Raw genomic sequence first — 21,026 nt, forward strand, 5'->3', positions numbered from 1 at the left:
CGCTGAAGTTCCGCGTCTCGGAGGTGCCGTCATGGCCTGGGTTCTGCTTGTTGTCGCCGGTCTGCTCGAGGTCGGCTGGTCGATCGGGATGAAGTTCACCGACGGGTTCACCCGGCTCTGGCCGAGCGTGTTCACCGCACTCGGGATCGTCGCCAGCATGATGCTGCTCTCCCACGCCGCCAAGACCCTGCCGATAGGTACGGCGTACGGCGTCTGGGTCGGCATCGGCGCGGCCGGTGCGGCGGTCGTCGGCATGATGGCGCTGAACGAGCCCGCGACCGCCGCGCGGATCTTCTTCGTCTGTCTGCTGCTGGTTGCGGTGGTGGGGCTGAAGGCGACCTCGGGTCACTGACTCGCCGGCTCACCGGGGCCGGGCGGTACGGGTGGGTGTGGGCCAGCTGCCCGCGCTCCCCGTCGGCCGCGCCCTCTTCGGTCTCACCCTCCTCGGTCTCACCGCCGTCGGTTGTTCCTTCGGTGTCCGTGCCCTCGTCGGTCTCACCGTCGTCCGTCGTCTCCCCGTCGGTGGTGCCCCTGTCCGTCTGCCCCTCGTTCTCGCCCTCTGTCTCTCCTGGCGCCTCGTCCGGCGATTCCGGCTCCTCCTCCTGCGACGACTCGTCCGGCGGCTCTTCCTCCACCCGCTCTTCCTCCACCGGCTCCTCCTCTTCCTCCTCCGAGCCCTCCTGGAGGTCCAGGTCGAACTCCTCGATCTCGGAGCCCTCCAGCGCGGCGCCCGTGAACTGGCCCCAGATCTTCGCCGGCGCCCCGCCGCCGTTGATCCTCGGCAGCCCCAGCGCGCCATACAGCGGCTTCTGCACACCCGTGGCCGGGTCCTGGCCCATCACCGCGACCACCGTCGCCAGTGTCGGGGTGTAGCCCGCGAACCAGGCCGCCTTGTCCTCCTCCGCCGTGCCTGTCTTGCCCGCGGCGGGACGGCCGGCCGACCGGGCCGCGGTGCCGGTGCCTTCGTCGACCACGCTCTGCAGGATCGAGGTGGTGGTGTCGGCGGCCTCCCGGCTGACGGCCTGCTCGCTGTCCTCCTCGGGCAGCCGGACGTCGAGGCCGTTCTTGGTGACCTTCTCGACGAGGGTGTACGTGCCGTGCCTGCCGTGGTTGGCGAGCGTCGCGTACGCCTCCGCCATGTCGAGGACGCTCGCGGTGGCGGGGCCCAGCGCGATGGAGGGGGAGGCGTTCAGATCCGGGGTGCTCGCGGGGATCCCGAGGTCGATCGCGGTCCGTCTGACGTTGGTGGGGCCGACGTCCATGGCCATCTGCGCGTACACCGCGTTGACGGATTTGTCGGTGGCGGTGCGGACGGTGATCGGGCCGTACGAGATGTCGTCCTCGTTCCCGGGGGCGTACAGCCTGCCGCTCCAGCCCTCGACCGTACGCCTGTTGGTGCCGTCGTAGACGGTGCTGGGGGTGATGGTCCGGCCGTCCTGGGTGCTCGACCCGTTCTCGACGGCCGCGGTGAAGACGAACGGTTTGAAGGTGGAGCCGACTTGGTAGTCGCGGCGGGTCGCGTTGTTGACGTACTGCTTGGTGTAGTCGACGCCGCCGTACATGGCGACGACCTTGCCGCCGTCCGGGTCGATGGACGCTCCGCCTACGCGGACATTGCGGTCCGCCTTGCGGTCTCCGTCCAGCTTGGACATCACCTGGTCGTCGACGGCCTCGGCGAGCGCGTCCTGCTTCTGCCGCTCCAGCGTGGTGGTGATCCGGTAGCCGCCGGTGGCCAGGGTGTTCTCGTCGATGATCTCGTTGTTGGTGAGGTAGTCCTCGACGGCCTGGACGATATAGCCGCGCTGGCCCGACAGCGCGGTCGGGGGCTTCGCCGTCTGCGGCGTGGGGAACTTCATGGCCGCTCGGGCGGCGGGGCTGAGCCACTTCTTCTTGACCATGCCGTCGAGCGTGTAGTTCCAGCGGCTGAGCGCGCTAGCCCGGTTCTCGGGGTGTGTGGCGATGTCGTACGCGCTGGGGGCGTTGAGCAGCGAGGCCAGGTACGCGCCCTTCGCGGTGTCGAGGTCCTGGACGTCCTCGCCGTAGTAGGCATGGGCGGCGGCCTGGATGCCGTACGCGTTGCGCCCGAAGTAGCTGGTGTTGAGATACCCCTGCAGGATGTCGTTCTTGCTCTCCTCGCGGCCCAGCTTGATCGCGATGAAGAACTCCTTCCACTTCCGCGAGATGGTCTGCTCCTGGCCCAGGTAGTAGTTCTTGACGTACTGCTGAGTGATGGTGGAGCCGGACTGTTTGCCCTTGCCGGTGAGGGTGTTCCAGGCGGCGCGGACCATCGCCTTGGGGTCGACGGCGCGCGCGGAGTAGAAGTCCCGGTTCTCGGCGGCCAGTACGGCCCGCTGCACCGAAAGGGGTACCTGCCGGAGGGTCACGTTCTCCCGGTTGACCTCGCCGTCGCGGGCGATCTGGGTGCCGTCCTCGTAGAGGTAGACATTGGACTGGGCGGTGGCCGTGGCGTTGGCGGGCGGGATGTCGACGAGCTTGTAGCCGGCCAGGAAGCCGCCGATCAGTAGCAGGGCGACGATCAGAAGCGTACCGAGCACCATCCGCCAGGTGGGGATGGCGCGACGCCAGCCGGTGCGCTTGCGGCGGGGCGCGAAGCCCTTCTTCTCGAGTGCGGCCGGCGGTCCGACGACGGTCGCGTCCCGGGGTTTCCAGCCCTGCTGCTTTGGCTCCTCGCTCATACGCACATACTGCACTTTTCGGTGGGTCAACCCGCGGACCCGGCAGGCGTAAAAGCGCTCGCGGCGGCTCGCCCCGCTGGGCTAGGGTCGTGCGCTTTGGTGCCCGCGTGCGGAGGGGGGAATCGACGTGCGGCTGTACGCGGTCGTCGCCGCCGGTGGGTTCCGGCGCTATGCGACGTACCGGATGGCGACGGCGGCAGGGGTGTTCACCAACACCGTCTTCGGCTTCATCATGGCGTACACCTATACGGCCCTATGGGACGAGCGCCCGCAGCTGGGCGGGTACGACCTCTCCCAGGCGCTCACCTATGTGTGGCTGGGACAGGCGCTGCTGATGACCTGCGCCATGATGGGCGGCGGTTTCGAGGACGAGCTGATGGAGCGGATCCGCACCGGGGACATCGCGATCGACCTCTACCGGCCCGCGGACCTCCAACTGTGGTGGCTTTCGGGCGACTTGGGGCGCGCGGCCTTCCACCTCATGGGCCGCGGCATCGTGCCGATGGCGCTCGGCGCGCTCGCCTTCGACCTTGCGCTGCCGAGCTCGCCACTGACCTGGCTCGCCTTCCTGGTGTCGGTGGCGCTCGGCGTGGTGGTGAGCTTCGCGGTCCGGTTCCTGGTGGCGCTCTCCGCGTTCTGGCTGATGGACGGGGCCGGGGTGATGCAGATCTGCTGGCTGGCCGGGCTGTTCTTCTCCGGGATGCTGCTGCCGCTGAACCTCTTCCCCGGCACCCTGGGCGAAGTGGCCCGGGCGCTGCCCTGGTCCTCGCTGTTGCCGCGGTCTGCTGCCGGCTGGCCGCCCTCGCCTGGCGCGTCGGCCTTCGTTCGTACCGGAGCACAGGGAGCTGAGGGTGGATCTCGGCGAGGGGGACTTCATGGACTTCATCGAACTCGACGGCGTCGAGAAGGTCTTCGACGTACGACGGAAAACCGGCCGACTGCGCCGCGAGAAGCAGCAGGTGCGGGCCGTCGACGGGATCAGCTTCCGGGTGCCGCGCGGCGAGATGGTCGGCTACATCGGCCCGAACGGCGCCGGGAAGTCCACCACCATCAAGATGCTGACGGGCATTCTGACCCCGAGCGGCGGGCGGCTGCGGGTCGCGGGCATCGACCCGTCCCGGGAGCGTACGAGGCTGGCGCAGCGGATCGGCGTGGTCTTCGGGCAGCGTACGACCCTGTGGTGGGACCTGCCGCTGAAGGACTCGTACCGCCTGGTGCACCGGATGTACCGGATCCCCGACAAGCGGTTCCGCGAGAACCTCGACCGTTGCGTCGAACTCCTGGACCTGGCCGAGCTGCTGGACGTGCCGGTGCGCCAGCTCTCGCTCGGGCAGCGGATGCGCGGCGACATCGCGGCGGCGCTGCTGCACGACCCCGAGGTGCTGTATCTGGACGAGCCGACCATCGGCCTTGATGTGATCTCCAAGGCGAGGGTCCGGGACTTCCTGCGGGACCTGAACGCCGAGCGGGCCACGACGGTGCTGCTCACGACGCACGATCTGACCGACATCGAGCAGCTGTGCAAGCGCGTGATGGTGATCGACCACGGGCGGCTGATGTACGACGGGGCGCTCGCCGGGCTCCACGAGGTGGGGGAGAGCGAGCGGACGCTGGTGGTGGACCTGGAGCGCGAGCTGCCGCCGATCGTCCTCGACTCCGCTCGTACGGTGAAGGTCGAGGGCCCCCGCCAGTGGCTGGCCTTCCCGGCCTCCCAGTCGGCGGCGCCGCTGGTGGCCGCGCTGGCCGACACATATCCCCTGGTGGACCTGTCGGTACGGGAGCCGGACATCGAGGCGGTGATCGCGAAAATGCTGTATCGAATGGGGGACACCCCCAAACCCCCGCCGGAGAGGTCGGGGCCTTAGCGCAGAGACCGGGGCTGTAAGCGTGGCGCGGGCTTGACTAGGCTGCTGACCATGACGAGCGAACTCCCTGAAATGCGCGCTTCGGACTCCGAGCGCGAAAGGGTGGCCGAGCGGCTCCGCGATGCGGTGGCGGAGGGGCGGCTCGACATGGAGGAGTTCGAGCAGCGTCTCGACGCCGCCTACAGGGCGCGTACGCACGGGGACTTGGAGCCACTGGTCAGCGATCTTCCCGCGGCGGGCACGGTGTTGGCGTCACCGGCGGTCGTCGCCGGGTCGGGCAGCTGGGCCGCGCGCGTCGGCGGCCCGGCCACCTCGAAGGGGGCCTTCGCGTTCTGGGGCGGCTTTGTACGCAAGGGCACTTGGACGGTGGCCCGTAGGTTCACCAGCTTCACGATGATGGGCGGCGGCGAACTCGACCTGCGGGAAGCCCGTTTCGAGGACCGGGTGACCGTGATCCGCTGCATCGCGATCATGGGCGGGGTCAGTGTCGTCGTGCCTCCCGACCTGAACGTCGAGGTCAACGGCATCGGCTTCATGGGCGGCTTCGGCGAACAGGGCGAGGGCAGACCGGACCCGGCGGCGCCGCGCGTGATCGTCTCCGGCTTCGCGCTGATGGGCGGCGTGGGCGTGGAGCGCAAGCGCACCCGGGCGGAGAAGCAGCGCCTCAAGGCGGAGCGCGAAGAGGAGAAGCGGGGGCGGCTGGAGAAGGGCGACCGCAAGGAGCTCGACTGAGCGGGGAGTGTGCCGTCGTCCGGGGTGAGTGCCTGCGGGGGTGAGCCGGGCCCGCTTCGGGGATGCCCGCAAGGGTGAGCCAGGGCCGCTCCGGTAGTGCCTGCGAGGGTGAGCCCGGGCCGCTCCGGGAGGGCCCGCGAGGGTGAGCCCGGGCCGCTCCGGGAGGGCCCGCGAGGGTGAGCCGGGCCGCTCCGGGAGGGCCTGCAAGGGTGAGCCGGGCCGCTCCGGAAGGGCCTGCTGGGGGCGGCGCGAGCCCGCCGTCACAGCCGCGCCGGGTCCACCGCCTTGGCCATCCGCGCGTAGCCGGCGTCGCTCGGGTGGAGATGGTCGCCCGAGTCGTAGCGCGGGCGCAGCCGGTTCGGCGCGTACGGATCGCGCAGCGCGCGGTCGAAGTCGACGACCGCGTCGAAGGTCCCACCCGCGCGGACGATCGCGTTGACCTGGTCGCGTACGGACTCGACGGCGGGCGTGCAGCGGCGGTGTCCGCCGCAGGGCAGCAGCGTCGCGCCGATGACGCGCAGGCCGCGTTCGTGTGCCCGGTGGGCGAGTTCGGCGAACCCGGTCGTGATCGTGTCGGCGGTGGGGGTACGCGCGGAGTGCAGCAGGTCGTTGATGCCGATTGCGACGATCACGGTCCTGGCTCCGGACCGGGCGAGTACATCGCGGTCGAAGCGGGCGAGGGTGCTGGGGCCGCGGCCCTCGGCGAGCAGTCGGTTGCCGCTGATGCCCTGGTTGAGGACGCCGTAGTGGCTCGCGCCCCGGCGGGCCAGCCGGTCGGCGAGGACGTCCGGCCAGCGGCGGTTGGCGTCGGCGGTGGAGGTGACCCCGTCGGTGATCGAGTCGCCGACGACGACCACCGCGCCGCGTGCGTCCCGGGTCAGCACGTCGACGGCGGTGAGGTGGTGCCAGGCGCGGGTCCTGCCGGTGTACGCGTCCCCGCTGACGTCCCGCGTACGGTCGCCGTCCGCGACGTACGACGTCTGGCGCGCGCGTGGGTGGATGGTGACGGGCCCGTCGGCGGCATGCACCGTGACCAGCAGATCACTGTCGTGCGGGATCTCCAGCACGACTGGGTCGCTGACCCACTGGCCGCCGGCCGCGATCGTGACGGCCTCGGCGCCCTGGAACGTCACGCGGCGCAGGGTGGCGGGCACGGCGGCGGGGCCGTGGCCCGCGCGGACGGCGAGCGAGACGTGGGCTATCTCGAGCGGGCGGCGGCCGAGGAGGTTGGAGAGGGTGAGCCGGGCGGCGACGCCGCCGATGCTGGTGTGGACGACATTGCGTATGGAGCGGCCGGTGGTGGCGCGAGCCGTGCCGGTTGTGGTGGCTGCGGCCTCGACGGGGGCGGCGGACCAGGTGCCGACCCAGACCGCGGGCGCGGCGGGCGTACGGACGGCTGTCCGGCCCTGTGCGGCCCCGACTCCGAGGTATATCGCGCCGCAAATGAGGACCACGACGGCGGTGAGGGCAGCGAGGGTCGCGTACCCACGGCGTTTGTGCATGAGCACATCATGCGACATGTCGTGGGAACTCGATGTGCGCCCCGGGAGTACCTGAGGAGGGACTATTGCGTACGGGACGCGCGCGGATGGGTGGAGCGGATGGAACGTACAGGACCGGAACGTACAGAACGGGAACGGACAGGACCGGAAGGGACGGGACCGGAACGGCCGGCGCACGCAGGGGGCGGCCGCGCCGACGCGAACCCGTCTGCCCAGGACCGGTCTGCCGGTGACGCGGTGCGCGCACGTACGCCCCTCCCCTCCTTCGCGTTCACCGAGGCGGACGCCGACAAGATGCGCGGCGTCCGCAGGATGAAGATGACGGCGACCGGCGCGCTGCTGTTCGTCGCGCTGATCTTCGTCCTCGCCACCTGGGGGAAGAACGCCGGGCTGGGCGGCTGGACCGGCTATGTCGCGGCCGCCGCGGAGGCGGGCATGGTCGGCGCACTGGCCGACTGGTTCGCGGTCACGGCGCTGTTCCGCTACCCCCTGGGCCTGCCCATCCCGCACACCGCGATCATCCCGAACAAGAAGGACCAGCTCGGCACGACGCTCGGCTCCTTCGTCGGTGAGAACTTCCTCTCCGGCGATGTCGTCCGCGCCCGGCTGCACGCCCTCGGTATCGGCGGCCGCCTCGGCGCCTGGCTTGCCGAGCCCGCCCACGCCGACCGGGTCACCGCCGAGCTGTCCACGGCACTGCGCGGAGCGCTGACGGTGCTGCGCGACTCCGATGTCCAGGCCGTCGTCGGCGAGGCGATCACACGCCGCGCCGACAGCGCGGAGATCGCCCCCGGAATAGGTAAGACCCTGGACAAGGTCGTCGCCGACGGCGCCCACCACCGCGCGGTCGACCTGATCTGCGCCCGCGCGGCCGACTGGCTGGTGCTCCACGCGGACTCGGTGATGGTCGCGGTCGAGGGCGGGGCGCCGGGCTGGACCCCGCGGTTCGTGGACAAGAAGGTCGGCGAGCGCGTCTACAAGGAGCTGCTGCGCTTCGTCACCGAGATGCGCGACATGCCGGCCCACCCGGCGCGCGGCGCGATCGACCGCTTCCTGACGGACTTCGCGGCCGACCTCCAGTCGGACACGGACACCCGGGCGCGGGTGGAGCGTATGAAGTCGGACCTGTTGTCCCGTTCGGAGGTTCAGGACGTGATCGCCTCGGCCTGGGCCTCCGTACGCACCATGATCATCTCGGCGGCCGAGGACGACCGGAGCGAACTGCGGCTGCGCGCCCGCGCCTCGCTGCTGTCGCTGGGCTCGCGGCTGGCGACGGACAGCCGGCTGCAGGCGAAGGTGGAGGGGTGGCTGGAGGACGCGGCGGTGTACGTGGTGACCACCTACCGCGCCGAGATCACCTCGCTGATCTCGGAGACGGTCGCGAGCTGGGACGCGGAGCACACCTCGCGCAAGATCGAGGCGCACATCGGACGGGATCTGCAGTTCATCCGTATCAACGGCACGGTGGTCGGCGCGCTCGCAGGCCTGCTGATCTACACGGTGGCACACGCGCTGGGCGCGTGACCGGTCCCTGCGGTACGGTCACGCGCCCAGCCACCTGGGGGAGGTGTCGTTGAGTACGTACGGCGAGCCGTACGCGTTCAGCGGAAGAGCTGCCCGCGGACGGCCCCGTCGGGGAACTCGGCGGTGTGGATGTTGGAGTAGTAGTTCTGCGGGTTGGCGCGGACGCGCTTGACCACGTCGGGGTTCTGCCCCGCCAGCTTCCCGGAGACGGCGAAGATCCCGTCCGGCACGGGCCGGTTGAAGAAGTCGAAGACGACATCACCGTTCTTGCCGAACGCGCCCTTGTGGAGGTGGCCCTTGGAGGGGCTCTTGATGTTGACCCAGGCGAAGGAGTAGTCGACGTTCGTACCCTTCGGGTGCAGGAACGTCACGGCGTGCCCGTCCGGGTCGCCCACCTTGGAGGTGTCGTTCTTCGGGACCTCCTGGTCGCCGTTGGACAGCGCCCGCAGCTTCCCGCCCTTGATGATGTCGAGCGGGTTGATGTTCTTGTGGAGCGGCTTGAGCTGTCCTCGTACGGCTCCGCCCGGGAACTCCGCGCTGTGCAGGTTCACATAGAAGCCGGACGGGTTGGTACGGATGCTCTTGGCCAGCTTGGCGTCGGTGATGGCCACCTGACCGGCCGCCGAGTGAACGGTGTCGGGCATCGCGGTCCCGAAGAGCGGGACCTTGACGCCGCCGTTCTTTCCGGCGACGCCCTCGTGGATGTGCCCGAGGCTGGGAACGAAGCCCTTCCACTGGAGGGCGAAGGTGACACGGTCGCCCTTCACCTTGACGAGGGCGACGGCCTTGCCGTCGGGGTCGTTGACGGCGGGCCCGCCGGGGACGGCGACCTCGTTGGCGCCCGAGAGCTGGGCGGCGAAGGTGACGGCGTGCCCACTGGAGGCCTTGGTGAAGGTGGTGGCGGCGTTGCCGCCCGCGGCCGATCCATGTCCGCTGCTGTGCCCGCTGCTGTGCCCGCTGTGACTGCCTTGGGCGAGGGCCGGAGTAACACCCGCAACACCAAGCACAATTGCGGCGGCGGTAACAGCAACATAACGCTTCTGCATTGTTTTGATCCTCCCGTTGAGGCCGACTCCGTACTGGGCCGGTCGCGATGAAGTACGCGCCCCGCAGTCGGCTCGTTCAATAGAAAATTTCTTGAATTCGCTTGAACCCCGGTTCAGTTGCCGCCGTAACACTCGATGTACCCATCACCCACACCACACCGGGGGAACAATCATGCGCAGCACCCGTAGGACACCTCTGCTCGCCGCACCGCTGGCATCGCTGGCGCTGCTGACTCTGGCCGCCTGCGGCGGCTCGACCGAGGACTCCAAGGACGGCGGCAAGGACGCCGCGGGGAAGCCGGGGGCGAAGCCCGCGGCGACTGTGTCCGTGCGGGCGGCGGACTCGCCCCTCGGTAAGATCCTCGTCGACGATTCGGGCCGTACGCTGTACGGATTCACCAAGGACAAGCCCGGCGCCAGCAAGTGCGACGCCGACTGCATCGCGGTCTGGCCGGCCCTCACCTCCGCGAAGGACGTGAAGGCGGGCACGGGGACCGACGCCGCCCTGCTGAAGGAGGCGAAGCTCGGCGAGGGCGCGGAACAGGCGGTGTACGGGGACTGGCCGCTGTACTACTACGTGGGCGACGCGACGGCGGGGGACGTCAACGGGCAGGGGCTGGACGGGGAGTGGTTCGTGATCGCGGCGGACGGCAAGCTCGTCAAGAAGACGGCGTGACTTCAGTGCGCATTGCGGAATTCATCAGTCCTTCATAAAAGCGGGACCTGATCCATCGGATTCAATTCCGTATCTGCTCCTCCTGCTCCCGCTCCTGATCCTGCTCCACAAAACCTGCGGCGGCCGTAACCCCCCACGGCCGCCGCAGTCATGCCCATTTCAGTTACTCGCAGCCGACGCCGTCGCCGTCGCGGTCGAGGTGCCGTCCGTAGCCGGGCTCCCCGGCGTGAATGGGATCGGCGCCTGCCGCGCGTACGGCGGCGCAGTTGGCGTAGTACGTACTCCCGCCTCCGCTGCCCCCGGAGCCACCGGTGCTTCCGCCACTGCCGCCACCGGAGGATTCGCAGCCGACCCCGTCCCCGTCGCGGTCGAGGTGCGGTCCGTAGCCGGGTTCTCCCTCGTGAATGGGATCGGCGCCGACGGACCGTACGGCATCGCAATTGGCGTACGAGACCTTGGGCTTCGCGGGCTTGGGTGTGGGCGTCGGCGCGGCGACGGTGATCCGCACGACGGCGGTTCCGGTCAACTGCTGCCCCGCGACGTCCACTCGGTACGTGAACTCGTCCGCGCCCCCGTACCCGGGGGTGGACGTATAGAAGATGGCGGACCCGTCGACTCGCGCGGCCCCGTGCGTCGGCGCGGTGTCCACGGCCACGGTGAACTCACCGGCGGCCAGAGCTACTTCGACCCGCCCGGTCTTGCCGTCCTTGAGTGTGATGCTGTCGTTGTCCAGCACCTTCACCTCGATCTCCTTCCCGGCGTCGGCGCTCTCCTCGTCGTCGACGAGGCCGAGGGCCGCCTTGACGGAAGGCGTGGGTGACGCGGACGTCGTCGCCGGGCTGGACGTAGCCGCGACGGGCTTGGGATCCGCGCTGTCGCTCCCACACCCCACGAGCCCCACGGTCAACACCACGGCACCTGCGGCCCACGCAACGCGCCCGTGGCTGCCTCTACCTCTCACTGACATGTGCCCCCCAAAGGCTTATGTGTCCGACTTGAGGGGCTGAGCATGACATTCCGGTTAAGTGATCGTCTCAATTGGGGCGTATAGAGGCCAAGTTGTGATGAAACTGTGCACAGTCGCGTACGGAGTGTGTGCTCGCGCGTCGGGCGTCGGCTGTCGCTGGGCGAGGACCGGACGCGTTCGTGGACGACGGCCTGGTCTTTCGGCGGCGACGAAGTGGTCTGGCCGGTGCGGGATCTGGCGGCGACGTCGGTGCTCTCGTCGCGGCCGGTGCGCCCGTTTTAGGTGACGGTCCGTCAGAGAAACTGGCCGGGACTGCAGTTCCTCGTCCCGACCGGCCGACACCACGGGTTCGAGTCGCTGGAGGAAGCGCGGCTGCATCCGGCCCTGGACTTCCTGCAGGTGTGGGAGGTACTGCCGCAGCCGTTCCGCATGGAGTTCGCGCACGTCGGCGGTCGCATCGAGCACTGGCCGGCGGCGGCATGTGTGGTCGGTGCCGGATGCGCTGTCGGCCCAGCGCCGCGCTGGTCCGGGCCTGCGTCCCCGCCGGCAGTGGACAGACGGTAGAGGCCGGTCAGGCGGCGCCGGTTCGGGCCGCGGCCACGGCCACCGTCGCGTAACGCATGGTGAAGCTGCCGCCCATCGCGTCGATAGCGGCCCCGACGCCCTCCAGCACCTCCGCCAGCTTGTCCGACGGGAGTTGGGTGAGGTTGCCAAGGGTGGGCATCTGGTCCAGCCACGCGTCCCGGGTGTAGGACCACTCCCAGTCGAATCGCCACTGCTCCGGGTCGCTGAACCCGCCCACCTCTCGGATCCCGTCGGCGGCCCTGGTGAACAGCACCGAGTACCCGTCCAGGGCTTGCTTCGTCATCGCCTGGAGGCTGAACGGCGAGTCGGGCATCACCCGCCGGTAGACCGCGGCGAAGGCTTCCGCCACGTCGGTCGGGAGCTGGAACACGTTCCAGAACGCTGCCAGCCGGCCGCCAGGCCGCAGCACCTGCGCGGCCTTGGTCGCCCCCGCAACCGGGTCTATCCAGTGCCAGGCCTGGCCGGCGACGACCGCATCGAATTCCCGGCCGGCCGGGTCCCAGGCTTCAAACGTCGCTACATCAACCTCGACCCCGAGCTGCCGCGCCGGGCCGGCCATCCGTGCGTCGGGCTCGACGCCCAGCACCTTGCAGCCGGCCGCCTGGAACTGCCGGGCGGCGATGCCGGTCCCGCAGCCGACGTCGAGGACGTCGAACCCGGGGCTGCCGGCGACGATCCGGTCCACCATGGCGTCGGGATAGCGGGGCCGGGTGCGGTCATAGCGTTCGGCGTCCGAGCCGAACGACTCCGCCGCCTGCCGGTATTGATGAGGCTCGTTCTCGGAAAGACACGCTCGCGCCGGGGGTAGAGTGGGCATGCGCCCACTATTAGTGGGCATGTGCCCACTCGTCAACCGGGCAGGGCCCCGCGAGAGAAGGAGAGATTGCACGGTGCCGACAGGGGTAGCCATCCGCGACGCGCGCGAGCAGCTGTTCGACGCCGCGGAGCGCGTTCTGCTCCGGGACGGGCCGAACGCGCTGACCAGCCGGGCGGTCACCACGGAGGCAGGCTGCGCCAAGGGCGTCCTGCACCGGCACTTCGCCGACTTCGACGCCTTCCTCGCCGAGCTCGTGCTGGACCGCATCGGCCGGATCGACAACCAGGCCGCCGCCCTGCGCAACTCCGCCGGGACCGGCACCGTCGCCGACAACCTCACCGGCGCGCTGACGGCCCTGTTCGGGTCGGTCGCTGTGGCGATCGTCGGCCTCATCACCTCCCGGGACAAACTGCGGGCCGGACTGCGCCAGGACAGGCCGGCCGGCGTCCCCGTACTAACGGAAGCTACGGCCATGATCGCCTCCTACCTCACCGCGGAGCGCGAACTGGGCCGCATCGCGGCGGATGCCGACGTCGACACGCTCGCGCTCATGCTGATCGGGACCGGACACCTGCTCTTCGCCGGCCGGGAAGGCACCCCGCCGGAGGCTGGAGCCGTCCGCAAGGTCGTGACCACGGTCATCGCCGGCGCCGTGCAAGGACCGCTGCTATGAACGGCCCAGCAGCAAGCCCGCACCCGGGGATCGGGCATCGGTGCGCGGAAGAGCTCAGCTTGGCGGACAGGTCCATCCGGCTGCACGCTCTGACGACGGCAGCGGCTGCCCGCCCCGCGTCGCCGTGATCGAGTCTTCGCTGTAATGGGGCGAAGCTGGTGATCGCTCACACCTGATGTCATCTCAGACGATGCTCGTCAGCCGCCATCAGCCCCCAACGACGCAGGCAGCAGCCCACCGGGGCCAACTGTCGCTCCTCGACGCGGCCAACTACCGATTCTCGGAAGCCGATGACCCTCAAAGCTCAACACCGGCCGGGCCAACAATCGGTCTTCGTCACAGGGACCGCCAGGACAGGGCGGGCGAGGCCGGCGACCCCCTGTCGCGCGGGCGGCCGATCAACCCGCCCAGGCGGGGCCGACTATCGGTCCTCGTCGCACTCTCCGGGGTCGTGTACTGGGATTGCGAGCAGCTTGGAATCCGGGTACAGAAAACGGGCACGGCCCTGACTTCGTAACAGCGGGTAGCGGAACGACCCGTGTGGGCATGGCTCCCACATGCGCACATCCACCGCCTCGCTCATCGCGGCCCAGGACGGCCTCGCCACCTCAAGGCAATTGGCCGCCCTGGGCTGGGCACCTTCGACCATTGCCCATCGCTGCACCTCTGGCGGCCCCTGGCAACGCGTACTCCCACGCGTGATCCTTCTCCAGACGGGAGCCCCGAGCGCCCGCCAACGCTTACGCGCCGCGCTCCTGTACGCCGCCGAAGGTGCACTGCTCACTGGCGCGGCTGCGCTCGCGCTGTACGGGGTTCGGGCGACGGGCCCGCTGACGCCGGTGGGCCCGGTGGATGTACTCGTATCCGGGACACGCAACCCCCGAAGCCGTGCGTACGTCCGCGTCCACCGCACGCAACACTCCTACCGCCGCCTGCCGATTGAGGGCCTGCCCTGCGCACCGCTGCCAAGGGCCGCTACCGACGCGATCCCGTATCTGACCGGCCAGAACGCGGTGACCGCCCTGCTCGCCGAGGTCGTCCAGCGCGGCCGTTGTTCCCTGGCCGAACTCACGACGGCACTACGATCCACCCACCGCGCGAGCGACCCGCGAGTCGCGACGACGATCGAGGGCCTGACGGCGGGGATCCGCTCCGTCGCCGAGGCTCAAGCCCGCCGCCTGCTCCGCGAGTCGGACATCCCGGACCCCGTCTGGAACCAGGACCTCTACCTCCCGGACGGCACCTTTCTGGCACGCCCGGACGCCTGCTGGCCATACGCGGGCGTGGTTCTCGAAATCGACTCGCGGGAATGGCACTTGAGCCCGGGCGACTGGGAACGGACGATGGCGCGCCGCAATCGCATGGCCCGGCATGGCCTGATCGTGCTCTCGGCGTCGCCCTCTCAACTCCGGGACAGCCCGGAGGAGATCACCACCGCGCTCCGAGATGCGCTGGCCACGGGCAGCGCGAGGACCCGACCGGCCGTGCACCTGGGTGCCCTTGGCTGAGCCGGCCCTCGCGCAGGGCGCGAGGAATTTCCGCGCCCCAGGACGCGGCAGGCCGGGGCCGGCGGATTGCTCAAGCCGTCACTCGATGGTGAGACGACCCGTGCGCAGGATCGCGTGATTGGCGAAGAGAACGTCGAGGTGGAACTCGCGGTTCAGGTCGGCAGTCCACTTGGCGTACGGCAGGTCGCGATAGGTGGGTGCTTTGACGGCGCGGGCCCGGGTGCATTGGGTGAGGATCCACCGGGCTTGTGTCTGGCTGGTGGGCGGGTTGTTGTACATGCTCGCGGCCAGTCGCCACAGGTGCTCGCCGGTGGCGGTGTCCGGGTCGGTGACGCCGACGATGGCGATGTCGCCGAGGCTGCGGGAGTCGCTCGACTGCGTGGTGTACGCGACGGTCAGGCCCTCCAGCGGGAAGACGGTGAGGCGGCTGCGGGCGGAGAGCAGGGCGGGCATGGGCGGGTTTCCGTTCTGCGCGCGAGGGTGCGCGGCCCGCTGGGGGAGACGGGCCGCGCAGGGGATCGGATCGGGTCAGCAGCCGTCGCCGTCGCCGCAGCAGGCGGGCGGGTTGCACTCCGCGGCGGTGCCCCACAGTTCGTGGTCGACGGTGTAGCCCATCTCTTCGATGGCCTGCACGGTGCGTTTGATGGCGATGCCGTCGCGCAGGCGCCGGCCCTTGAGCGGGTTGTGATGCAGGAACGTGCCGAACCGGCGGTGGCAGAAGTCGGCGTACTCGCGGCTGTGCAGGATGAAGGCGTGCCAGCCCGGGTCGACCTTCCGCGACGGGGACAGCGGTACGTCGCTGCGGTGCCCGGCCATGTCGATGAAGGCGAGGGCCTGGTCCATCACGCGTTCGGCCTGGGGCCGGTCCATGTCCTCTTCGAACTCGAGGAAGGTGACGAGCCGTTCGAAGAGTTCGGGGTCGAGGAGTCGGCGGCCGGTGGTCTGTTCGGTTGCAAGAGCGGTCATGCGATGCTCCTTGGGTGCGTCCTCGGCGCGAGGCGTTCCCTCACGCCGTCGTGCACGTGCGGGGGCCCTCAAGGGCCCGTCACCGCCTCGGCCGGGGTTTCCTGGCCGGAGTCGTCGGCCGAGGCGGGGCTCATTGGTTGGGGGCTACGGGCAGCACGCGCCCGCGAACACCTCGATGTCGAGGACGTGGACGCCGAGCCGGCCGCGCGATATCCCGACGCTGCGCGCGCCGGTCGTGAGGGGCTGGTCGCACCAGACGCAGGCTCTTCCCGCGTACTGCTCCCAGCTGAGGTCTCCGGCAGCTGGCAGCACGCGCGCATCGGCCGTGGATGCGGTCACCGGACGGCCCTGCAGCGGGGGCAGGAGCACGGCGGGAAGGCGAGGGAATCCAGGAGCCGCGCGGGGTCGCCCGTCGGGACCGTCAGCCTGTAGACCTCGCGCAGGCGGCGGGACGCGGCGTGCACCCGGTACACCTTGATCGTCATCACGGCCTGGCCCCTCGTCGGCGATCAGCTCCGATGCCGACGGTAGGAATCGCGCCCTTGCGTCCGCCACAAACCTGCACCAACTTGCACGGCAATGGATTTGACCTGTACCTGGCCGATTCGCGACCTTGACGGTCCGCGGCGATAGCCTGACAGTGATGCAAGTCCGAGCAAGCAACGAGGCGTTGGAGGTCGGCATGGCGTTACGGTGTATCGGCATCGATCCAGATACGGACCGCGATCACTGCCCGACAGTGTGGACCGACAAAGAAAAGCAGGAGTTGCTTTTCCAGGGCTGGAAGCCTGACGCCGGAACAGTTGCCGAATGCGAGGCGGCCAGCCCGGCGAACGGATCCGTACCGGAGACTGAGGCCATCATCAGGATTCCGGCGCGCATGGTGCCGGTGATCAGGAAGGCGTGCGATGCGATCGAGCGGGGAAATCCCGAGCTTCGCTGAGCTGCTGGCCAGCTGTCACACGTCCGCCGCGCACCTTGAAATGCGCGACAGCTACGCCGACAACGAGCGCTTCGAAGCCTGGCGGCGCGGAGACCGCATCGACTGGAAGGACCGGGCGACGTGGTGGCATCCCTACGACCAGACGATCGCAGACGCGGTCGCCCGCGGCGTCGTCATCCGCCGGGCTCGTATCGTCTCCGAGCCTGTGAGCGAATACATCCAGTGGGAGCACTACGTCACGACTGCCAACGTCACCGCAGGCGAGCAAGTGCGCTGGCTGCCACGTCGGCTGGCCACAGACATTGCCCTTCCTGGGAATGACTTCTGGCTCTTCGACGGCGCCCTTCTTCGGGTCCACCACTTCGACGGCAACGGCGCCGTGGTGGAAGACGAACTCACTGATGCCCCGGCCCTACTGAAGCTCTGTGCCGCCGCGTTCGAAACCGTCTGGGATCGCGCAACCCCGCACGATCAGTACCGGATCTGATAGCCCGTAGACACGTGACCGAGTTCGCATCGTCCAGCGTGCAATCCGCACGCGCCGCGCTTGCCGAGCGGCTGCGGGAGGTACGGCTGGACGCGGGCATCACCAAGCGGGAGCTGGCTGCTCGGTGCGGATGGCACGAGTCGAAGTCGTCGCGCATCGAGAGCGCCAAGACGCCACCGTCCGATGCGGACGTTAGGTTGTGGTGCCTCGCCTGCGGAGCCGACGGGCAGGCACCCGACCTCATTGCGGCGAACCGGCAGGCCGACTCCATGTACGTCCAGTGGAGGCGGCTCCAGCGCACCGGGCTCAAGCGGCTCCAGCAGGCAAGCCTTCCGCTGTACAAGCGGACCAAACACTTCAAGGTCTACTGCTCCAACGTGGTGCCCGGCTTCCTGCAGACGCCCGGCTACGCCACGGCGCTGCTGCGGGCCATCGCCACCTTCCGCGGCCTCCCGGACGATGTGGCCGAAGCCGTCAGCGCCCGTATGGATCGCTCACGTCTCGTTCGGGAAGGGAATCGGCGCTTCGCGATCGTCATCGAGGAAACCGTCCTGCGCTACCGCATCGGAGATGCCGGAATGATGGCTGGCCAACTCGGCTCACTACTGTCGGTGATGGATCTGCCGTCCGTGTCGCTGGGCGTCATCCCGGTCGGTGCAGAGCGCTCCGTGTGGCCCATCGAGACGTTCACAGTCTTCGACGACGAGCGGGTACACCATGAGCCGTTGTCGGCGTCCGTGAAGATCACCGCACCGGACGAGGTTGTCCAGTACCTGAAGGCGTTCGCGGCGCTGCACCAGCAGGCTGTGTACGGGGCGGAGGCGCGAGCACTGATAGTGAAAGCCATCGAGGCCCTGACATGACAGGCATACGAGGCAGCGAACACGGACCTGTGCGAGCCGCGGAGCCCCAGGGCTGGAAGTCGAGCGCCCGTCCGCGTCGACGCGCACACCCGCAGCGGACGCACCAGATGGCCGGCGCTGCCCACCTGGCCGGCCGACCCGATCCACTAGCAGGAAGGAACGTATAGGCATGCCCATCTCCCCGTCGTCGTCTGCGCAGGCTGCCCGCGAATCGGTTGCGCGGCGCTTGTGTGACTTGCGCAAAGCGTCTGGGCTGACGGTTTCCGAGCTGGCCGACCGATGTGGCTGGGACCACGCGAAGACGTCCCGCATCGAGAGCGTCCGCACCGCACCCTCAGCCAAGGACATACATCTGTGGTGCCGTGCGTGCGGTGACGCCGATCAGGCGGGCAACCTCATCGCGGAGTCCCTCAACACGGAGTCGATGTATAGCGAGTGGCGCCAGCAGGTGCGCAGCGGCCTGAAGCAACTCCAGGACAGCTATGTGGAGTTTTTTCACAACACCCAGCTGTTCCGCATTTACTCGTCGACGCTTGTCCCCGGTCTCCTACAGACCGAGGGTTACGCAGCCGCGTTGCTGAGCACCATCGCCGACTTCCGCGAGATCCCCAACGATGGGGCCGAGGCTGCGGCTGCCAGAGTCGAGCGTTCCCGCGTCATTCACGAGCAGGGGCACCGCTTCGTTCTCCTGATTGAAGAAGCCGCTCTGCACTACCGGCTCGGCGACGCGGACGCGATGGCCGCGCAGCTGGAATACCTCCTCACAGCGGGCGCTCTGCCGTCTGTATCGCTCGGTGTGATCCCGATGGCCACCCCGCAGCGTCGGCTCTGGCCGCAGGAGACGTTCAACATGTACGACGACACTCTCGTGTCGGTGGAGCTGTTGTCGGCGCAGGTGGACATCACGCAGCCGAGTGAGATCACCCTGTACCTGAAGGCGTTCGAGGAACTGCGGAGCATGGCCGTGTACGGGCAGGCGGCACGGGCGCTGATCGTGAAAGCAATCGATGCTCTGAACTAATCCAGGACGCACGAATGCACCCCCCTACCCGAGGGTGAGAGCGTGCTCTCGGCTTCCCTGAGCCAACTCCGGGACATCCTTGAGGAGATCACAGCGGGCGCTTGATCCGCAGCGACCGACGCTCTAACTGCGACACGTCCGGTTCGGACGAGGTCATGACACTGCGTGGCTGCAGATCTAGTGTCTAGCTATGTCCGTGAACGAAATGAGCGGTGTCAGCGCCCGCGTACAGTTCGATCCAGCCGAGGCCGATCCGTTATCCCAGCGACAGCGAGCCGGAGCGGCTGCCGCTCGGAGCAGGGTGCACCGCAGGCTCAGGAGTAATCGCCGCGGCGATGGTGGAGTGCTCACTCACCGGATGCGCATCGATACGGGCTTTGTTGCCGATGTCGGTGGCGGCCGCCAGCACCGCACCTGTGGCCGCCAGAACCTCGGCGTTGGGCGGTTGCCAGAAGTGTTAATGGCCGTCGGCCCTGTTCGCAGGCCAGGCGAATCCTGGTGGACCAGCCACCCCCGGACCGGCCCAAGCCGTGGTCGTCGGGCTCGGTTCGGATCCCCCGGTGGTTCCTTCTTCCCACGTGATCAGCCCGGCGCATCGGCTCGAGCCTGCAACCCCGTCAGCACCGCCGACCAGACACCATCGTGCTGCAACGGCGAATGAGCCCATAGATCGTCTGCCACGGTCCGTACTCCGCGGGCAGATCCCGCCAAGGCGCCCCGGTCCGCACCCGCCGTCGGATCCCGTCGATCAACCTCCGCCGACATGCTGACGGCCTGCCACCGCCGCGACAGGCAACAACGGCTCCAACACTGCCCACTGATCAACCGAGAGATCACTACCCCCCTCACCGAGATCATCACGGCATGAGGGGTGGCCAGGAGCTCAGTCTAAAACACGCCCTAGTCGAGCCGGCCCTCGCGCAGTGCTTCCACAAAGCCCCTCCAAGCGGAGGAGGGGAGGGCTAGCCGCGGGCCGTGCGGCACCTTGGAGTCCCGCACGCCCACGTCCTCGGCAGACGCGGCAACCTCGACGCACTCGGTACCGCTTCCTCCGCTGTACGAGGACTTGATCCAGCGGATGTCTTCCTGATCCATCACAGCTCCTTGCTGACCCGATCCAGGAGCGCAGCCGACGCCTGAATGTCCAGCGCCTGCGCGCGCAGGTATTCGAACGCCAACTTATAGCGCTCAAGTTCCTGCGGCTTCTCCATAAAGAGGCCGCCGCCGATGATGTCCACGTATACAACGTCAAGTTGAGGGGTGGGGCCGCCCAAGATGACGAAACTGCCAACTGCGGCGGCGTGGGCTCCAGCTGTGAACGGCAGTATCTGAACGGTCACTTGAGGCGCTTCCGCCCTAGCGAGGAGGAGGTGCAACTGCTCGCGCATGACATCGCGTCCGCCAACCATGCGTCGGATGACTGCCTCGTCGATCACGGCCCAGACGTGCGGTGGGTCCTGACGATCGAGGAGCTCTTGACGCTTCATGCGGATGTCGACCATGTGCGCGATCTCTTGATCGGTGCAGCGCATCTCGGATGCACGGTGCACTGCTTCTGCGTACGCACGGGTCTGCAACAGGCCGGGTACGTACATGCATGCGTAGTGGTCCTCGCGTACGACCTCGTCTTCGAGAGTCAGCATGAGGCTCATCGAGTCAGGAATCGGGTCCGCCAGCGAGCGCCACCAGCCTTGGATCTTTGCGCCTTTGGCCAACTCAACTAGTGTTTCGCGTTCTTGATCAGTAGCGCCGTACTCGCGGCAGAGTGCGTCGACCGCAGGCCACTTGACCGCGCCTTCCTTCTTCTCGTACCGACTCAAGGTGGCCTTGGAGACGCCAACCAAAGCCCCGGCTTCCTCCAGCGTCAGCCCCTTACGCTCACGCAGGCGGCGTAGGTCGGCGCCGAGTTGGCGCCTGCGGGTGGTTGGTCCAACTGTCATCGTCGAGGCCCTTCGTGTCGATCTCCCTGAGCGTGCACGCTGCATGCGACGCATACAAGACAGCGCACGCTGGGGGCGCGTGTGGATCGGCGTGCACCCTCAAACTTGCTATGAGAGTTCCATTTTGGGAGTCTCACTGTCACTCTCTAGATGCACCACTCAACGCAGTGCGATCAAGGAGACTACGGGAAGGGGCGGTTGGTATGGATGGATGT

The 21,026-nt window shown here is 68.6% G+C and carries 22 protein-coding genes and 2 pseudogenes; 12 read left to right on the plus strand and 12 right to left on the minus strand.

Annotation, left to right across the window (positions count from 1 at the left end; translation table 11 throughout):
- Positions 1–31: 31 nt before the first annotated feature.
- On the plus strand, positions 32–352 hold the full coding sequence (locus tag ACH492_RS24775) for a DMT family transporter (RefSeq protein WP_398989869.1): 321 nt from the start codon (positions 32–34) through the stop codon (positions 350–352).
- A 40-nt stretch (positions 353–392) separates the two neighbouring features.
- Here the strand turns inward: ACH492_RS24775 and ACH492_RS24780 are convergent.
- Positions 393–2,696 (minus strand): annotated as a pseudogene (locus ACH492_RS24780) (transglycosylase domain-containing protein); the annotation flags it as partial.
- Between the two features lie 127 nt (positions 2,697–2,823).
- Here ACH492_RS24780 and ACH492_RS24785 point away from each other — a divergent pair.
- The 3 genes and pseudogenes from ACH492_RS24785 to ACH492_RS24795 all read left to right on the plus strand — a co-directional run.
- A pseudogene (locus tag ACH492_RS24785) lies at positions 2,824–3,471 on the plus strand (ABC transporter permease); the annotation flags it as partial.
- A 100-nt stretch (positions 3,472–3,571) separates the two neighbouring features.
- The gene (locus ACH492_RS24790) at positions 3,572–4,561 is read left to right on the plus strand and encodes an ATP-binding cassette domain-containing protein (protein WP_398990033.1); all 990 of its coding nucleotides are present in this window, start codon (positions 3,572–3,574) and stop codon (positions 4,559–4,561) included.
- Between the two features lie 51 nt (positions 4,562–4,612).
- Positions 4,613–5,293: a DUF1707 domain-containing protein gene (locus tag ACH492_RS24795; RefSeq protein ID WP_398989870.1), complete on the plus strand. Its 681-nt coding sequence runs from the start codon at positions 4,613–4,615 to the stop codon at positions 5,291–5,293.
- 260 nt (positions 5,294–5,553) lie between these two features.
- Here ACH492_RS24795 and ACH492_RS24800 read toward each other — a convergent pair whose 3' ends face one another.
- Positions 5,554–6,795 (minus strand): SGNH/GDSL hydrolase family protein, encoded by a 1,242-nt coding sequence (locus ACH492_RS24800; RefSeq protein ID WP_398989871.1) that lies wholly within the window; start codon positions 6,793–6,795, stop codon positions 5,554–5,556.
- A 99-nt stretch (positions 6,796–6,894) separates the two neighbouring features.
- Here ACH492_RS24800 and ACH492_RS24805 point away from each other — a divergent pair, with 99 nt between their 5' ends.
- Positions 6,895–8,319, plus strand: coding sequence for a DUF445 domain-containing protein (locus ACH492_RS24805; protein ID WP_398989872.1), 1,425 nt, complete (start codon positions 6,895–6,897; stop codon positions 8,317–8,319).
- A 77-nt stretch (positions 8,320–8,396) separates the two neighbouring features.
- On the opposite strand, the gene ACH492_RS24810 is transcribed toward ACH492_RS24805, so the two are convergent.
- Positions 8,397–9,365, minus strand: a complete 969-nt coding sequence (locus ACH492_RS24810; RefSeq protein WP_398989873.1) for a CHRD domain-containing protein — start codon at positions 9,363–9,365, stop codon at positions 8,397–8,399.
- Between the two features lie 172 nt (positions 9,366–9,537).
- Here ACH492_RS24810 and ACH492_RS24815 point away from each other — a divergent pair, with 172 nt between their 5' ends.
- Positions 9,538–10,041, plus strand: a complete 504-nt coding sequence (locus ACH492_RS24815) for a hypothetical protein (protein WP_398989874.1) — start codon at positions 9,538–9,540, stop codon at positions 10,039–10,041.
- Between the two features lie 163 nt (positions 10,042–10,204).
- Here ACH492_RS24815 and ACH492_RS24820 read toward each other — a convergent pair whose 3' ends face one another.
- Together ACH492_RS24820 and ACH492_RS24825 are read right to left on the minus strand one after the other, a co-directional pair.
- Positions 10,205–10,933, minus strand: coding sequence for an excalibur calcium-binding domain-containing protein (locus ACH492_RS24820; protein WP_398989875.1), 729 nt, complete (start codon positions 10,931–10,933; stop codon positions 10,205–10,207).
- 646 nt (positions 10,934–11,579) lie between these two features.
- Positions 11,580–12,410, minus strand: coding sequence for a class I SAM-dependent methyltransferase (locus ACH492_RS24825; RefSeq protein WP_398989876.1), 831 nt, complete (start codon positions 12,408–12,410; stop codon positions 11,580–11,582).
- A gap of 73 nt (positions 12,411–12,483) precedes the next feature.
- Between ACH492_RS24825 and ACH492_RS24830 the strand changes: the two genes are divergently transcribed.
- Both ACH492_RS24830 and ACH492_RS24835 read left to right on the plus strand, forming a co-directional pair.
- Positions 12,484–13,083, plus strand: coding sequence for a TetR/AcrR family transcriptional regulator (locus ACH492_RS24830; RefSeq protein ID WP_398989877.1), 600 nt, complete (start codon positions 12,484–12,486; stop codon positions 13,081–13,083).
- Between the two features lie 557 nt (positions 13,084–13,640).
- Positions 13,641–14,591, plus strand: coding sequence for a hypothetical protein (locus tag ACH492_RS24835; RefSeq protein ID WP_398989878.1), 951 nt, complete (start codon positions 13,641–13,643; stop codon positions 14,589–14,591).
- Positions 14,592–14,669: 78 nt separating this feature from the next.
- Here ACH492_RS24835 and ACH492_RS24840 read toward each other — a convergent pair whose 3' ends face one another.
- From ACH492_RS24840 to ACH492_RS24855, 4 genes are all read right to left on the minus strand, one after another.
- Positions 14,670–15,044 carry a hypothetical protein gene (locus ACH492_RS24840; protein ID WP_398989879.1) on the minus strand — a complete coding sequence of 125 codons (375 nt, stop codon included), beginning with the start codon at positions 15,042–15,044 and terminating at the stop codon, positions 14,670–14,672.
- A 75-nt stretch (positions 15,045–15,119) separates the two neighbouring features.
- Complete coding sequence (locus tag ACH492_RS24845) at positions 15,120–15,557, minus strand: glycine-rich domain-containing protein (protein ID WP_398989880.1); 438 nt, start codon at positions 15,555–15,557, stop codon at positions 15,120–15,122.
- Positions 15,558–15,701: 144 nt separating this feature from the next.
- Positions 15,702–15,896: a hypothetical protein gene (locus ACH492_RS24850; RefSeq protein ID WP_398989881.1), complete on the minus strand. Its 195-nt coding sequence runs from the start codon at positions 15,894–15,896 to the stop codon at positions 15,702–15,704.
- Positions 15,893–16,042 (minus strand): hypothetical protein, encoded by a 150-nt coding sequence (locus ACH492_RS24855; protein WP_398989882.1) that lies wholly within the window; start codon positions 16,040–16,042, stop codon positions 15,893–15,895. The genes ACH492_RS24850 and ACH492_RS24855 overlap by 4 nt, the downstream gene beginning before the upstream one ends.
- Before the next feature lie 197 nt (positions 16,043–16,239).
- Between ACH492_RS24855 and ACH492_RS24860 the strand changes: the two genes are divergently transcribed.
- The 4 genes from ACH492_RS24860 (at position 16,240) to ACH492_RS24875 (ending at position 18,871) form a co-directional block, all read left to right on the plus strand.
- A complete protein-coding gene (locus ACH492_RS24860; protein WP_398990034.1) occupies positions 16,240–16,500 on the plus strand; it encodes a hypothetical protein in 261 nt (86 codons plus the stop codon).
- Positions 16,466–16,987 carry a DUF6879 family protein gene (locus ACH492_RS24865; protein WP_398989883.1) on the plus strand — a complete coding sequence of 174 codons (522 nt, stop codon included), beginning with the start codon at positions 16,466–16,468 and terminating at the stop codon, positions 16,985–16,987. Before ACH492_RS24860 ends, ACH492_RS24865 begins: the two co-directional genes overlap by 35 nt.
- Before the next feature lie 14 nt (positions 16,988–17,001).
- The gene (locus tag ACH492_RS24870; protein ID WP_398989884.1) at positions 17,002–17,850 is read left to right on the plus strand and encodes a helix-turn-helix domain-containing protein; all 849 of its coding nucleotides are present in this window, start codon (positions 17,002–17,004) and stop codon (positions 17,848–17,850) included.
- Between the two features lie 169 nt (positions 17,851–18,019).
- Positions 18,020–18,871 carry a helix-turn-helix domain-containing protein gene (locus ACH492_RS24875; RefSeq protein ID WP_398989885.1) on the plus strand — a complete coding sequence of 284 codons (852 nt, stop codon included), beginning with the start codon at positions 18,020–18,022 and terminating at the stop codon, positions 18,869–18,871.
- A gap of 617 nt (positions 18,872–19,488) precedes the next feature.
- On the opposite strand, the gene ACH492_RS24880 is transcribed toward ACH492_RS24875, so the two are convergent.
- The 3 genes from ACH492_RS24880 to ACH492_RS24890 form a co-directional block, all read right to left on the minus strand.
- On the minus strand, positions 19,489–19,689 hold the full coding sequence (locus ACH492_RS24880; RefSeq protein WP_398989886.1) for a transposase: 201 nt from the start codon (positions 19,687–19,689) through the stop codon (positions 19,489–19,491).
- An 82-nt stretch (positions 19,690–19,771) separates the two neighbouring features.
- Complete coding sequence (locus ACH492_RS24885; RefSeq protein WP_398989887.1) at positions 19,772–19,966, minus strand: DUF397 domain-containing protein; 195 nt, start codon at positions 19,964–19,966, stop codon at positions 19,772–19,774.
- The gene (locus ACH492_RS24890; RefSeq protein ID WP_398989888.1) at positions 19,966–20,811 is read right to left on the minus strand and encodes a helix-turn-helix domain-containing protein; all 846 of its coding nucleotides are present in this window, start codon (positions 20,809–20,811) and stop codon (positions 19,966–19,968) included. The genes ACH492_RS24885 and ACH492_RS24890 overlap by 1 nt, the downstream gene beginning before the upstream one ends.
- Positions 20,812–21,026 lie beyond the last annotated feature (215 nt).

It is taken from the genome of Streptomyces sp. NPDC019443 (assembly GCF_044389785.1).
Lineage (GTDB): Bacteria > Actinomycetota > Actinomycetes > Streptomycetales > Streptomycetaceae > Streptomyces.

Coding starts and splice junctions, on each gene's coding strand:
- ACH492_RS24805 (WP_398989872.1), top strand. CDS start 6,895: ATGGAACGTACAGGACCGGAACGTACAGAACGGGAACGGACAGGACCG.
- ACH492_RS24885 (WP_398989887.1), bottom strand. CDS start 19,966: ATGGATCAGGAAGACATCCGCTGGATCAAGTCCTCGTACAGCGGAGGA.
- ACH492_RS24865 (WP_398989883.1), top strand. CDS start 16,466: ATGCGATCGAGCGGGGAAATCCCGAGCTTCGCTGAGCTGCTGGCCAGC.
- ACH492_RS24775 (WP_398989869.1), top strand. CDS start 32: ATGGCCTGGGTTCTGCTTGTTGTCGCCGGTCTGCTCGAGGTCGGCTGG.
- ACH492_RS24815 (WP_398989874.1), top strand. CDS start 9,538: ATGCGCAGCACCCGTAGGACACCTCTGCTCGCCGCACCGCTGGCATCG.
- ACH492_RS24840 (WP_398989879.1), bottom strand. CDS start 15,044: ATGCCCGCCCTGCTCTCCGCCCGCAGCCGCCTCACCGTCTTCCCGCTG.
- ACH492_RS24790 (WP_398990033.1), top strand. CDS start 3,572: ATGGACTTCATCGAACTCGACGGCGTCGAGAAGGTCTTCGACGTACGA.
- ACH492_RS24835 (WP_398989878.1), top strand. CDS start 13,641: ATGCGCACATCCACCGCCTCGCTCATCGCGGCCCAGGACGGCCTCGCC.
- ACH492_RS24800 (WP_398989871.1), bottom strand. CDS start 6,795: ATGCACAAACGCCGTGGGTACGCGACCCTCGCTGCCCTCACCGCCGTC.
- ACH492_RS24810 (WP_398989873.1), bottom strand. CDS start 9,365: ATGCAGAAGCGTTATGTTGCTGTTACCGCCGCCGCAATTGTGCTTGGT.
- ACH492_RS24825 (WP_398989876.1), bottom strand. CDS start 12,410: ATGCCCACTCTACCCCCGGCGCGAGCGTGTCTTTCCGAGAACGAGCCT.
- ACH492_RS24860 (WP_398990034.1), top strand. CDS start 16,240: ATGGCGTTACGGTGTATCGGCATCGATCCAGATACGGACCGCGATCAC.
- ACH492_RS24890 (WP_398989888.1), bottom strand. CDS start 20,811: ATGACAGTTGGACCAACCACCCGCAGGCGCCAACTCGGCGCCGACCTA.
- ACH492_RS24855 (WP_398989882.1), bottom strand. CDS start 16,042: ATGACGATCAAGGTGTACCGGGTGCACGCCGCGTCCCGCCGCCTGCGC.
- ACH492_RS24795 (WP_398989870.1), top strand. CDS start 4,613: ATGACGAGCGAACTCCCTGAAATGCGCGCTTCGGACTCCGAGCGCGAA.
- ACH492_RS24845 (WP_398989880.1), bottom strand. CDS start 15,557: ATGACCGCTCTTGCAACCGAACAGACCACCGGCCGCCGACTCCTCGAC.
- ACH492_RS24875 (WP_398989885.1), top strand. CDS start 18,020: ATGCCCATCTCCCCGTCGTCGTCTGCGCAGGCTGCCCGCGAATCGGTT.